Origin of the sequence: Mycobacterium sp. 1164985.4, from assembly GCF_001668575.1 — a bacterium.
Taxonomy (GTDB): Bacteria; Actinomycetota; Actinomycetes; order Mycobacteriales; family Mycobacteriaceae; genus Mycobacterium.
On sequence record NZ_LZMD01000027.1, the window covers coordinates 16,333 to 28,809 of the forward strand.

Below are 12,477 nucleotides of genomic sequence, written 5' to 3' on the forward strand. Positions count from 1 at the left end.
CGTTGCCTATTTTTACTATTTTAGGCATTCTGGGTCAAGAACGGCGAAAGGGAACCACATGCCGACGACGACTCCGGTCGACCTCTCGGATCCGGCGTTGTGGCAGAACGGCTTTCCCGACGAACTGTTCGCCCAGCTGCGCCGGGAGCGTCCGATCTTCCGGCACGGCCTCACCGACCGGGTCGCGGCGACGCTCAAACACGACTTCTGGGTGACCACCAAGGTCCCCCACGCGCACTGGATACACCGCGACACCGAATCGTTCACCGCCGCCGAGGGTCCCCTGATCCAAGGCGTGGGCGCGGTGGGTTCGTTCCCGACGATCATCAACATGGACCCGCCCGATCTCCTTAAGCGGCGCCGGGTGATGTCGCATGCGTTCACTCCGAAGGCGATCGCGAAGCTCGAACACGACATTCGCCGGCGCGCCGCGGCGATGATCGACCACCTCCTCGAGTCCGGCGGGGGCGACTGGATCGAAGACGTCGCCGACGCGTTGCCCATGTCGGTGATCGGGGACATCGTCGGGATACCCGAACAGGACAGGCCGGAGATCTTCGACACCTTCGATCTCATCCTGCAGGCGAACTCGGCGGGGTCGGGCGGGGAAGCCGAACACAGACATCTCGAACTGTTCGGCAAGATCTTCACCTATGCCGCAGAGCTGACCGCCGAGAAACGCCTGCATCCCGCCGACGACATCTGGAGCACGCTGGCCACCGCGGTCGTCACCGACGAGAACGGTGAGCAACTGTCGATTCCCGCCGCCGAACTCGACATCTTCTTCTTCGTCATCGCCTTCGCGGGTAGCGACACGACGAAGAACGCTCTGGCGTACGGGATTCGGGCGTTCGTCGACAATCCGGCGCAGATCGAGCGCTATCGCACCGATCCGTCCGTGCGTCAGACGGCGGTCGAGGAGGTGCTGCGGTGGTCGACGCCGGTGGCGTTCTGGAGCCGGGTCACCAAGGCCGACGTCGAGATCGACGGCGTCACGATCCCGCGCGGTGAGCGCGTGGTGTCGATGCTGCGGTCGGCCAACCGCGACGAGGACGTGTTCACCGACCCGTTCACGTTCGACATCGGCCGCACGGACAACCCTCACGTGGCGTTCGGCGGTGGCGGACCACACCACTGTCTCGGGGCGATGCTCGCGCGCGCGGAGATCCGCGCCGTGCTCGACGAGGTGTTGTGCCGCGCGCAAGACATCGAGCTCGGTCCCGTCGAGGTCGCCTACCCGAACCTGACGAACAACATGACGATCTTCCACGCGATGCCGATCTCGTTGCGCGGCCGCTGAGTTCTAGAGCCCCTTCGGTCGGGATCCGATGACGCCCTGGTTTTCGAGCCGGTCCAGGTCACTCTCGGTCAGCCCGCACATTGTGGTGAGAACCTCGGCATTGTGCTCACCCAGCGTCGGGGGCGGGCGTCTCAGCCAGCGCGGGCTGCCGGGCAGCCGGGCGAACGGCGGGCACGGATAGAGGTTCTGCCCCGTGCTCGAATGGTCCAGACGTTCGAAGAACCCGCGGTGTCGTAGTTGCGGGTTCGAGGTGACGAGCGAGGGCGACACCACCACCGCGGCGGGCACACCGGCTCGTGTCAGCTCGTCGGCGGCGGCCCGGGCGTCGCGAGTGGCGAGCCAACCCTCGATGGAGGCACCGCCGGTGACATCGGCCAGTGCCGCACGCTCGGCCTCGGTGTGCGCGGCCACCGCAACCCAATCGTCCTCCCCCGCACAGCGATAGACGTCCTGCAAGACGTCCCCGCGCCCCCGGTTCCCGCGGCGCTCCATCACCCGCCCGAACACCTCGTATTCGATGGTCTGGACGGCCGTGACGTTCAACACCGCCTCGATCATCGGGACCTCGACGAGTTGCCCTCGACCCGTGCGGTCGGTGCACTCGAGTGCCGCGAGCGTCGCGAAGGCGGCATGCGCGCCGGCGAGGGGATCGCAGGCACCGCGCGGGGTGATAGGCGGGCCGTCGGGTAACCCGGTCACCCAGGCCAGCCCGGCAATCTGCTCCATGGTCGGAGCGAAACCGACGCGGTCGCGCCAGGGGCCGGTCAATCCGAACGCCGGCATCCGGACCACGACCAGGCGCGGGTTGAGATCGAGCAGAGCCCGCGCACCCAGGCCGAATTGCTCCATCACCCGCGGGGAGAAGTTCTCCACTACGACGTCGGCCTTTTCGATCAGGCGGCGCACCAGCCGAAGTCCTTCGTCGGATTGCAGGTCGAGAGTCACCGAGCGCTTGTTGGTGTTCATCGCGTGGAACACCCAGCCGTACTCCCACCAGTCCTCGACGTCCTTTCGCATCCCGCCCGAGTACCGGATGCCGTCGGGACGCTGGATCGATTCGACCTTGATGACGTCGGCGCCGAACGCGGCCAGCGAATGGGTGGCCGCGGGGCCCGCCCAGAACGCGGTGAAGTCGACGACGCGGACGCCCGCGAGCGGCATGTCCCCGGTCGTATCCCGATTCGAGGTGAATGGCCGTGGCGCCCAGAGCGACTCGCCGTCGGCCTCGCCGACCGCGGGCGCGGTGCGCACCGGGGCAGGACGCGCCTGCGACATCAGCCATGGAGGCCGCGGCTGGCGGAAGTCGGCCGGATTGTCGACGTAGACGCCGCGCTCGCGAAGGTGATCCATCGACGGGATCGTCGCGCCGTTGCCCAGCGGCGCCAGCGGCAGCCGAAACAGTTGTCCGAGTTCGACGATCTCGGCGACGCTCCGCTCCCGCATCCACGGGTCGATGCGTTCGCGAATCCAGTCCCGGTAGTCCCACCGGCCGATCTGGAACTGCAACTGCGGAACGTCGGTCAACTCCTGGCAGTCGACCATCGCGGCGAAGTCCAGCCACTGCTGCCCCGTCACCATGCTGATACCGACGTAACCGTCCTTGGCCGGTTCGATCGACGGCACCTCCACCGATCGCCGCACCGGCGGGACTCGCAGCAGCGCCGAATGCAGCCACTCCCCGCTCTGCATCAGCGTGATCGCCTCGAGCATCGACATGTCGAGATGGCCGCCGGAACCGCCGTTGAGCACGCGCCGCCGCAGGGCCAGTGCACCGTAGGCGGCCCACACCCCGCCCATGTACTCCCCCAGCTCCCCGCCGATGGATATGGGCGGGCCCGCGGGATCGCCGCGGAAACCGGTCAGCCCCGAGTCGGCCTGCAGCGTGAATTCGGTGGCGGGCCGCTGCGACCATGGCCCGCTCCAACCGAAGTCCGAGATCGAGACGACGATGCACCCGGGCGCGGCCGCCAGCAGGCCGGAAGGGTCGACGCCGTGCCGCCGGGCGGTGGACTGGTCGGCCGTCACGACGACGATGTCGGCAGCTCGCAATAGATCATCGGAAATGCTTGTGACACTGCGTTTTCCCGCATTGAGATAGCTGAACAGGGGCGCGTCGGCGCCCGCGTCGAGTTCACCCCCGGTGGCCGTGAACTCGCGCAGGATGTCACCGTCGGGGGGTTCCACCTTGATCACTTGGGCGCCCGCGTCGGTCAGCAGCTTGCCGCAGTAGGCTCCGGCGATACGGTCGCTGATCTCGACGACTCGCACATCGTGCAACGGGGTGGGCACCGAACCACTCGCACCGTCGCCCACGCACACCTCCCGCTTTCGCTGCCATCTTAGTAATTATTGGCAGAAACGAGGCCGCTGGTGGCGGTGCTATCACTGTTAATATTGCTAAGACATGACAACACTGGGAATCGGCCCCGAGGCACGTCGCCGGCTGGGGGCGCGCCGCACGGCCGAGATCGTGGCCGACGAACTGCGCCGCCAGATCATCGAAGGTGAACTCAACGACGGTGATTTGCTGCCCCGCCAGGAAGTGCTCGTCGAGCAGTTCAACGTCAGCCTGGTGTCGTTACGAGAAGCGTTGCGAATCCTCGAAACCGAGGGGTTGGTCTCGGTGCGGCGGGGTAACCGCGGCGGCGCCGTCGTCCATGCGCCCGCGAAGGCCAACGCCGCCTACATGCTCGGTCTGTTGCTGCAGAGCGACTATGTCCCGCTGGCCGACCTGGGAACCGCACTGCAGGAACTCGATCCGATGTGCGCGGCACTGGCCGCGCGCCGACCGGATCGCGCGAAGACGCTCGTTCCCAAGCTGCGAGAGTTCAACGCCGCGATGGAGAAACACATCGAGGATGGCGCGCGGTTCACCGAGATCGGTGGGCAGTTTCATGATGAGATCGTCCGCGGCTGCGGCAACCACACCATGGTCGCGGTGGTGGGCGCCCTGGAAACGCTGTGGACCGGCCACCTGAACTGGTGGGCCAACGAAACCGCAGCCAAAGGCGAGTACCCGTCGACCAAGCGGCGCCGGATCGCGCTGAGCGTGCACACGAAGATCACCGACGCCATCGAGGCCGGGGACAGCGAACGCGCTCGCAAACTGGCCGCCCGCCACGTCGCCGACACACAGACTTACTTGTTGGCAGGTGAGCCCGAACAGCGGATCGTCGCCCTGTCGCCACAGGCGCTGGCGCAGCGCAAGCGTTGAGAGGCGCGATGTGCGAACGGCTTTGATCACCGGCGGCAGCGGCGGCATCGGCATGGCGTGCGGCCGCAAGCTCGCCGGGCTCGGCTACGACGTGGTGTTGACGGCACGCCGGGAGGCGCCGCTGCGGGCGGCCGCCGAAGAGATGGGTGCGCGCTACGTCGTCGCCGACGCGAGCGTCCCGTCGGGCTTCGAACCCGCCGTCGAGGCCGCGGGCAGCGTCGACCTGCTCGTGCACGCCTCGGGCATCCTCGGTGGAACCTACGCCCGCAAGCAGACTTTCGAGCAGTGGCGCGCGACCATGTCGGCGAATCTGGACTCCTGCTTCGTGGTGACGTCGGCCGCCCTGCCGCGGATGCGGGCCGGTTCCCGATTCGTGTTCATCTCCTCGTCGGCCGCGCACGAGCCGATGCGGGCCCGCACCGCCTATTCGGCGGCGAAGGCGGGGATGAACGCGTTCGCCGGCGCACTGGCGCAGGAGGTCGACCGCGACGGGATCAACGTACACGTCGTCACACCCGGGCCGGTCGAGACCGAGATGCTGCAAGACGTTCCGTTCGAGATGTACACGATCCGCGCTGCCGATGTCGCCGACGCGGTGGCATGGCTCGACACCGTCGACCCGTCCGTCGATCTGCCGGAGATCCGGTTGCACGCGATCACCAGGGGGCCGTCCGCACGTCCGCCGATCGTGCCGCTCGAAGCCCAACGTCGCGCGAAAGCGCCTAGAGCGCTTTGACCGTCGACGGCAGGCCGTACAGAGCGGTGGCGTTGCCCCGCATGATCCGCTCGCGCTGATCCGCGGGAAACCGGCGGATCGCCCACTGCGGCGAGTCATAACTCCAGTGTGGATAGTCGGTCGAGAACATCAGGTTGTCGCCGAGGTCCATCATCTCGAGGTACTCGCGGTAGACACCGACATGGACCTCCTCCACCGGCTGCGTGGTGAAGCGCACGTGTTCGCGAACGTAGTCCGACGGTCGGCGCTTCACGTGCGGCAGGTCAAATCGGCGTTGTTCCCAAATGCGGTCCATTCGCCACATCACCGGCATCGCCCATGTGAAGCCGCCTTCGACGAAAACCACGCGAAGGTCCGGATGGCGGTCGAACGCTCCGTCGAAGACCATGCTCATCAGATGCGATACGTACAGCAACGGCCACGACGCGAAGAAGTCGTGCCAGTGTGCCGGGTTGCCGACCGGATAGATCGGGATCAGCTCGAATGGCGTCTGCCCCATCAAGTGCGTGGCGACCGGCAACCCGTGGCGCGCCGCTGTCTCGTAGAGCGGGTCGAAATGCGGGCTGCCGAACGGAATTCCGCGGGTCTGCGGCGTGATCAACACCTCGGCCAGGTAAGGATGCCCGGCCCAGCGTTCGATCTCGGTGGCGGCCGCGTACGGGTCCTGCGCGGTGACGCTGATGGCCCCGCGCCAACGGCCGTGCCAGTTGGCCTGGCCCAGCCACACATCTGCCAGCCAGTCGTTGTAGGTGGCCTTCAGGATGTGTTCGGCCTGCGGTAGTTGCGCGTCGCACATCGGTTCCAGCACAGCGATACTCACGCCCGCGTCTACCAACAGCTGCTTGGCGGCGAACTCGGGGTCACTGCCCGGCACCCCTCCGCCGGGTGGTTTGGCGTCGACGCGTAGCGAGTTGGTCTTGAACGAATCGGGAGTGTCGTAGAAGTGCGGCACCGGTGACACGGCGTTGCCCGTCGGCCAGACCGTGTCTCGCCACGCCACCGGGGCGTAGTTTTTGAGCTCGTCGACCGAGACGGGCATCGGGTGCACGTCGGTGTCGACGATCGTGACCGCGATGTCCGCGGCGGAATCCTGTCGGGCCGACTCGACGGTTGTCACGAAGCGCTCACCTCCATCGGAGCATCCAGCGCGTACAGTTCGCTGGCGTTGCGCCACAACACCTTCTCGGACTGTCGGTCGTTCAACCCGCGCACCGCGTCCGCCGGTGTCGTCGTGGACCAGTGCGGATAGCCCGACCCGTACATCACCAGATCCGCCTTGTCGGTGAAGTCCATCCACCGCTCGGCGTGGCCCGCGTCGGTCGGACCGTCGAGTGCCGACGTGCAGAACCGCACATGGTCGCGCAGGTACTCGCTGGGATAGCGGTCCACCCACGGTGTCTGGTCGCGCATCGACATCCAGAATGTGTCGAGCCGCCACATCAGCGGCGTCAGGATGTCGTAACCACCATCGGCGAACACGAACCTCAGCCCGGCGTGCCTGCCGAATGTGCCCTCGATGATCAGCGTGGCAAGATGCACGAAACCGTTGAGCGGCATGAACGATGCGTAACCGGGATAGGTGTGGGCGTGCCCCGCGAACGTCGGCGCGTGGTCGACGCCGTTGCCGCCGTTGACATGTACCGCGACCGGAAGTCCGTGCGCTGCGGCGGACTCCCAGATCGGCTCGAACATCGGCTTGCCATAGGGCTCGCGCGATTGCAGCGGCACACCGACCTGAACCATCTTCGGATGGTTCGCCAACCGTTCGATTTCGGCGACCGCGCCCCTGACGTCCTCGGGGTTGACCCGGATGGTGCCACGGAACCGGTCGGTGCTGTCGGGTTCGAGCCAGCGGTCGAGCAGCCAGTCGTTGACAGCGGCGCAGATACGGCTGTTGAGCAGGTAGTCGGCGATGTTGCCTCTGGTCAACGGATTGAGGACGGCGTAGTCCGCCCCGCCCTCGTCGAACAGGTGACGCGCCACGATATCGGGATCGGACCCCGGGTAGCCGTCGCTGTACAGGTCCGCCCGGTAATCGCCTCCCGGCGCCTGATACCACTGCTGCTCGACGTCGGGGACGGCGCGGAGCTTGTGCGGGTCGGCCAGGTAGCGCCGGATCTCGGCGTTGTTCCGGAAGTGGGGCTGCACGGATGCGTCGATGACGGTCATGCGGTCAGGTACACCTGTCCGTCGGCGATCTCGACCTCATAGGTGCGTACCCGCTTGCTGGGATCGGCGAGGTTGACACCGGTCGGGATGTCGAATTCCCATTGATGCCAGGGGCATCGGACGATGCGACCGGTACGCACATGACGAACCCGATCCGGAAGTTCGGGTGCGTACTCGGTGGTGCCCCGAACGTACCCCGCGCACAGCGGGGCGCCCTCGTGTGCGCAGTAGTTGGCGATCGCGTACACGGACCCGTCGATGTTGTACACGCCCACGCCGAACTTGCCCGCCTGCACCAATTTCATGCTGCCCGGCGGCAGGTCCTCGATGGCACACACCGGTCGGCGCCGCATCACGTCACGTCCCCTCGGTTGCCTTGACCTAGATTACCTAAAATAGTAAAGATAGGCGGGAAGAGCGCGAACCCCGCTGCCGGGAGGCAAGGTGACGATCAGCACCGGTTCGAAGAGCCAGACGGCTCCTGACGTCTCGTCCGATCCGTACGGCTTCTTCGCCCACATGCGCAGCACCGACCCCGTGTGGCGCGGCACCATCATGGACACTTCGCAGATGCCGCCGGAGTTGCTTCCGCCGGAGGAATGGACGCTGTTCGACTACGACAGCGTGTTCGCCGCGTTCCGGGACTGCGACGTCTACGGCTCGCAGGTCTACCACCGCACGATCGAGATGGTGTTCGGGCCGACGATCCTCGGCATGCACGGCAAGCAGCACCACGACCACCGCGGCCTGATCTCCAACGCGTTCCGCCAGAGCGCGTTGGCGCATTGGGAACCGGAGGTGATCGTTCCGATCTGCGATCGGCTGGTCGACGAGTTCCTCGACGACGGTGAGGTCGATCTGGTCAAGGCCATGACGTTCGAGTTCCCCACCCGCGTCACGGCGGCGCTGTTGGGGCTCCCGCAGGAGGACCTCGATCTGTTCCGCCGCTTGTCGTTCGAACTGATATCCATCACCGACGACATCGAGGCGGGCCTGACCGCCTCGGTCGGACTCGGCGAGTATTTCCAGGCCCAGATCGACCAGCGGCGCCGCCGGATGACCGACGACATCATCGGCGACCTGGTCGACGCCGAGATCGACGGTGAGAAGCTGACCGACGAGGCGATCATCTCGTTTCTGCGACTGCTGCTTCCGGCCGGGTTGGAGACCACGTACCGGTCGTCGGGCAACCTGCTGTACCTGCTGTTGACCCACCCCGAGCAGCTCGCCGCGGTCGAGCGCGACCGCGAACTCATACCCGCCGCGATCGAGGAGGGCCTGCGGTTCGAGACACCGTTGGTGGCGGTCCCGCGGTGCACGACCCGCGACGTGGAGGTTCACGGCATCGGAATCCCGGAGGGCGCGCAGGTCAACCTATGCATCGGCTCGGCTAACCGTGACGAAAAGCGTTGGGAGAATGCCGATGTCTTCGACATCCATCGACCGAGGCGTGCGCACACCTCGTTCGCGGGCGGCCTGCACAGTTGCCTGGGCATGCACCTGGCCCGCGTGGAGACCCGGGTGATGTTGACCAGTTTGTTCGATCGCGCAACCGATTTCGAGTTACAGGTCGACGACGACACCCGGCTCGCCGGTCTGCCGTTCCGCTCCCCCATCCATCTGCCGGTCACCTTCTGCCCGACGCGATGAGGAGTCGCGCGGCAATCCTGCACGACGTCGGCGGCCCCTGGTCGGTCGAGGAGTTCGAGCTCGATTGGCCGCGCGCCGGCGAGGTGCTCGTCGAGATGGCCGCTGCCGGGCTGTGCCACTCCGACGATCACATCCTCAAGGGCGACATGTCCGTCTCCAACGACGTCGCCCGCCAGTACGGTCTGACGCCGATGTTCCCCACGATCGGTGGGCATGAGGGTTCCGGCATCGTCATCGAGATTGGCGCCGGGGTGGGCGAATTCGCGGTCGGCGATCACGTCGTGCTCTCGTTCGTGGCGGTGTGCGGACGGTGCCGGTGGTGTGCCTCAGGCGTGGAGTACCTGTGCGACGAGGGGGCCGGGACGATGGTGCCCGGCATGCCGACCGACGGCACGTTCCGCCACCACACGCTCGACGGTCGTCCGCTCGGTCATCTGTCGAAAGTGGGCGCCTTCGCCCGGCACACCGTGGTGTCGGCGCATTCGCTGGTCAAGATCGACCCGCACCTGCCGCTGGTCCCCAGCGCGCTGCTCTCGTGCGCCGTCCCGACCGGCTACGGGTCGGCGGCGAACCGCGCCAACGTGCGCGGTGGGGACACCGTCGTGGTGGTCGGGGCGGGCGGCATCGGAACCGCGGCGATCCAGGGCGCGCGCATCAACGGCGCGGCACAGATCGTGGCCGTCGACCCGGTCGAGTTCAAACAGAAGGCCGCGCTGCGGTTCGGCGCCACACACAGCGTCTCGACGCTCACCGAAGCGCTGGACCTCGTTCGGGACCTCACCGCCGGCGTGATGGCGGACAGCGTGGTCGCGGCGCCGTCTTTGATCGCGGGTGAGGACGTCAACGCCTACCTGAAGCTGACGCGTAAGGGCGGCACCTGCGTGCTGACCGGGATGACGGCTCAGACAACGCGATCGGTGAAGATCGCGCTACAGGACTTCGTCCTCTGGAACAAGAACCTCGTCGGCACCGTGTTCGGTTCGTGCAACCCGCGTGCCGACATCGAACGGCTGGCAACCCTCTACACGTCCGGCCGCCTCCAACTCGACGAGATGATCACCCGTAGATATCGTCTCGACGAGATCAACGCCGCATACGAGGATCTGCTGAACGGCCAGATCATCCGGGGCGTCATCGATTACGCGCTCGGCTGACGCGCCGCCTTCACCGCGGCGCGGCCGCTAGTACTGACCGAGCGGTCGGCACACGTTGGTGATCGGATTCCAGTACTCGCCGGGCGCGCACGCCAACGGCGCGGTCGCCACGGGCCCCCGGCACACGTTGTCGACCGGATCCCACCACTGTCCGTTCGGACAGTTGATGGGTTGGGCGGCACCGGATGCCGCAGCGGCGATCGAGAACGCGGCTAGCGGGGCGGCGGTGGCGGCGACGATCATGGCACGCGAAATGATCCTGCTCATGCGTCGAGCTTGCCCCAAATGGGGCCGTCGCAAACGGGTTTTTCTAGGACACCACAACGTCGAGGCGCTCCCAGCCACGTACCGTCGACGTCGGAGCCAGGCGCGCGGTCTCGGCGTCGATGTCCCACTCCGGCCAGCGGTTCAGCAGCTCATCGAGCGCGACGCGCCCCTCCAGCCGGGCGAGGTTGGCGCCCAGGCAGTAGTGCACACCTTTTCCGAAGGTGATGTGGCTGATGTTGTCACGGTGAATATCGAACACGTCGGGGTTGTCATAGCGCCGCGGATCGCGATTGGCCGCACCGAACATCAGCAACATCGCGCTGCCGGCGGGCACGGTGCGACCATGGGCCTCGAAATTCCGTGCGACCAAACGCGCCACGTTGTGACCGGTCGGCTCGTACCGCAGCGTCTCGTCGACGACGCGCTGTAGCAACGACCGGTCTTCGACGACCTCGCGGCGCTGATCCGGGTGCTCGGCGAGCACCTTGGCCAACCAGCCGATGAGGCGGCCTGTCGTTTCGTTACCGGCGCCGGCGACGACCTGTGTGTAGTGCAGGACCTCCTTGCGTGTCAGCTTGCGGGTCACTCCGTTCTCGTCCTCGAACTCGACGTTGAGAAGGGCGGTCATCAGGTCGTCGGAGGGGTTCTTCGCGCGCCAGTCAACGTATTCGGCGTAGATGCTGCCGTCGGCGATCTTGTCCGCGCGCACGACCTTCATCGGTGAGCCGGGCTTGGTGCGAAGGCTCGCGTCGTTGGCGTCGCGCACCGACACCTGCTCGGATTCCGGTATGCCCAGCAGCATTCCGATGACGCGCATAGGCATCATCGACGCGAGCTCGGCGATGATGTCGAAGCGGTCGGTGCCCACCAGTGGATCGAGGCAGTTCACGCAGTACTGACGGATCTGGCCCTCGAGCGCCGCCATCCGGCGGGGCGTGAACACCCGCGACATGAGGCCGCGCAACATCGTGTGAACCGGTGGATCCTCCATCATCATCACGCCCTTGGGCATGTCGAACTGCGACTGGATGAGCTCGAGGATGTCGCCGCGGCTGTTGGAGAAGGTCTGCCAGTCGAGCAGCGCCCGCTCAACGTCCTCGTGGCGTGACAACGCCCAGAAGTCGTAGGCCTCGTTGTAGTAGAGCGGCGCTTCTTCCCGCAGCCGGGCGTACGTGGGATAAGGGTCCGCGACGATGTCCACCCGGTACGGGTCGTAGTAGACCGCGCTGCCGTGGGCCTTCTCATCAACTGCGGTCATCGGATCTCCCCTGCTTCAGGAGGCTCGGGCTGCGCCATCGTCGCAGCTCCCCTCGCTTGTTGGGCGATCGCCCAACATCTAAGCTGGCGCCATGTCTAGCAGCCCGGTCGGCGAGCGGTCAAGGGGTGGACGCGAGTCGGCCGCACGCTCCGCCCTGATCGAGGCGACCGCGCAGGTCATGCTGGAAGAGGGCTACGCCGCGGCCACGTCGCGGCGGGTCGCGGCGCGGGCGGGCGTGAAGCCTGCACTCGTGCACTACTACTTCCCGAGCATGGACGATTTGTTCCTGGCGGTGCTGCGCGAAGGCGCCGAGGCCAACCTCGTTCGCCAGAGCGAAGCGGCGGAGGCCGACGAACCACTGCACGCGCTGTGGCGACTCAACAGCACGCATGGAGCCCGGTTGTTCATGGAGTTCATGGCCTTGGCGAACCACCGCAAAGCCATTCGCAGTGAGATCGCGGCCTACGCGGAGAGGTTCGGCGGCGTCGAGGAAAGGGTGGTGGCCGCGGCGATGAAGGCGCACGGCGCGGACGTGGAGGCGTTTCCGCCCGTCGTAATGTCTATGATCGTGACGAGCCTGGCCCGTATCGTCCTGCTCGAACGCGGGCTCGGCATAACCCGAGGTCACGCCGAGGCGGAGGCGTTCATCGAACGCTATCTGGACCGCTTCGAGATCAAGCCATCGTGACCTGGATCACCCCGTGTCGACACGGGTGACCAGCAGCACTC

Annotated in this window: 12 protein-coding genes; 6 read left to right on the top strand and 6 right to left on the bottom strand. The window is 66.5% G+C overall.

The window, feature by feature from the left end; all coding sequences use genetic code 11:
- The first annotated feature begins 58 nt into the window (after window positions 1–58).
- Entirely contained in the window at window positions 59–1,300 is a 1,242-nt protein-coding gene (locus tag A5650_RS03575; RefSeq protein ID WP_067286357.1) for a cytochrome P450, read from the top strand.
- 3 nt (window positions 1,301–1,303) lie between these two features.
- Here A5650_RS03575 and A5650_RS03580 read toward each other — a convergent pair whose 3' ends face one another.
- A complete protein-coding gene (locus A5650_RS03580) occupies window positions 1,304–3,613 on the bottom strand; it encodes a CaiB/BaiF CoA-transferase family protein (protein ID WP_067286359.1) in 2,310 nt (769 codons plus the stop codon).
- Between the two features lie 91 nt (window positions 3,614–3,704).
- Between A5650_RS03580 and A5650_RS03585 the strand changes: the two genes are divergently transcribed.
- On the top strand, window positions 3,705–4,514 hold the full coding sequence (locus A5650_RS03585; protein WP_067286361.1) for a FadR/GntR family transcriptional regulator: 810 nt from the start codon (window positions 3,705–3,707) through the stop codon (window positions 4,512–4,514).
- 10 nt (window positions 4,515–4,524) lie between these two features.
- Window positions 4,525–5,250: an SDR family NAD(P)-dependent oxidoreductase gene (locus tag A5650_RS03590; RefSeq protein WP_067286364.1), complete on the top strand. Its 726-nt coding sequence runs from the start codon at window positions 4,525–4,527 to the stop codon at window positions 5,248–5,250.
- Here A5650_RS03590 and A5650_RS03595 read toward each other — a convergent pair.
- Genes A5650_RS03595 through A5650_RS03605 form a run of 3 tightly spaced genes read right to left on the bottom strand, consistent with a single transcriptional unit; the run spans window position 5,237 to window position 7,772 of the window.
- Window positions 5,237–6,367 (bottom strand): amidohydrolase family protein, encoded by a 1,131-nt coding sequence (locus A5650_RS03595; RefSeq protein ID WP_067286366.1) that lies wholly within the window; start codon window positions 6,365–6,367, stop codon window positions 5,237–5,239. The two genes, A5650_RS03590 and A5650_RS03595, sit on opposite strands and share 14 nt — an antisense overlap.
- The gene (locus A5650_RS03600) at window positions 6,364–7,419 is read right to left on the bottom strand and encodes an amidohydrolase family protein (RefSeq protein ID WP_067286369.1); all 1,056 of its coding nucleotides are present in this window, start codon (window positions 7,417–7,419) and stop codon (window positions 6,364–6,366) included. The genes A5650_RS03595 and A5650_RS03600 overlap by 4 nt, the downstream gene beginning before the upstream one ends.
- The gene (locus tag A5650_RS03605; protein WP_067286371.1) at window positions 7,416–7,772 is read right to left on the bottom strand and encodes a Rieske (2Fe-2S) protein; all 357 of its coding nucleotides are present in this window, start codon (window positions 7,770–7,772) and stop codon (window positions 7,416–7,418) included. The genes A5650_RS03600 and A5650_RS03605 overlap by 4 nt, the downstream gene beginning before the upstream one ends.
- A 166-nt stretch (window positions 7,773–7,938) precedes the next feature.
- Here A5650_RS03605 and A5650_RS03610 point away from each other — a divergent pair, with 166 nt between their 5' ends.
- Entirely contained in the window at window positions 7,939–9,069 is a 1,131-nt protein-coding gene (locus A5650_RS03610) for a cytochrome P450 (RefSeq protein ID WP_082950594.1), read from the top strand.
- A complete protein-coding gene (locus tag A5650_RS03615; RefSeq protein WP_067286376.1) occupies window positions 9,066–10,223 on the top strand; it encodes an NDMA-dependent alcohol dehydrogenase in 1,158 nt (385 codons plus the stop codon). The genes A5650_RS03610 and A5650_RS03615 overlap by 4 nt, the downstream gene beginning before the upstream one ends.
- Window positions 10,224–10,250: 27 nt before the next feature.
- Here the strand turns inward: A5650_RS03615 and A5650_RS03620 are convergent, their stop codons facing one another.
- Together A5650_RS03620 and A5650_RS03625 are read right to left on the bottom strand one after the other, a co-directional pair.
- Window positions 10,251–10,490 (bottom strand): hypothetical protein, encoded by a 240-nt coding sequence (locus A5650_RS03620; protein ID WP_067286378.1) that lies wholly within the window; start codon window positions 10,488–10,490, stop codon window positions 10,251–10,253.
- A gap of 43 nt (window positions 10,491–10,533) precedes the next feature.
- A complete protein-coding gene (locus A5650_RS03625) occupies window positions 10,534–11,748 on the bottom strand; it encodes a cytochrome P450 (protein ID WP_067286380.1) in 1,215 nt (404 codons plus the stop codon).
- Window positions 11,749–11,926: 178 nt separating this feature from the next.
- On the opposite strand from A5650_RS03625, the gene A5650_RS03630 reads away from it, so the two are divergent.
- Entirely contained in the window at window positions 11,927–12,436 is a 510-nt protein-coding gene (locus tag A5650_RS03630) for a TetR/AcrR family transcriptional regulator (RefSeq protein ID WP_067286417.1), read from the top strand.
- The last annotated feature ends 41 nt before the right edge of the window (window positions 12,437–12,477 follow it).

Coding starts and splice junctions, on each gene's coding strand:
- A5650_RS03575 (WP_067286357.1), top strand. CDS start 59: ATGCCGACGACGACTCCGGTCGACCTCTCGGATCCGGCGTTGTGGCAG.
- A5650_RS03585 (WP_067286361.1), top strand. CDS start 3,705: ATGACAACACTGGGAATCGGCCCCGAGGCACGTCGCCGGCTGGGGGCG.
- A5650_RS03600 (WP_067286369.1), bottom strand. CDS start 7,419: ATGACCGTCATCGACGCATCCGTGCAGCCCCACTTCCGGAACAACGCC.
- A5650_RS03605 (WP_067286371.1), bottom strand. CDS start 7,772: ATGCGGCGCCGACCGGTGTGTGCCATCGAGGACCTGCCGCCGGGCAGC.
- A5650_RS03610 (WP_082950594.1), top strand. CDS start 7,939: ATGCGCAGCACCGACCCCGTGTGGCGCGGCACCATCATGGACACTTCG.
- A5650_RS03615 (WP_067286376.1), top strand. CDS start 9,066: ATGAGGAGTCGCGCGGCAATCCTGCACGACGTCGGCGGCCCCTGGTCG.
- A5650_RS03620 (WP_067286378.1), bottom strand. CDS start 10,490: ATGAGCAGGATCATTTCGCGTGCCATGATCGTCGCCGCCACCGCCGCC.
- A5650_RS03625 (WP_067286380.1), bottom strand. CDS start 11,748: ATGACCGCAGTTGATGAGAAGGCCCACGGCAGCGCGGTCTACTACGAC.
- A5650_RS03630 (WP_067286417.1), top strand. CDS start 11,927: ATGCTGGAAGAGGGCTACGCCGCGGCCACGTCGCGGCGGGTCGCGGCG.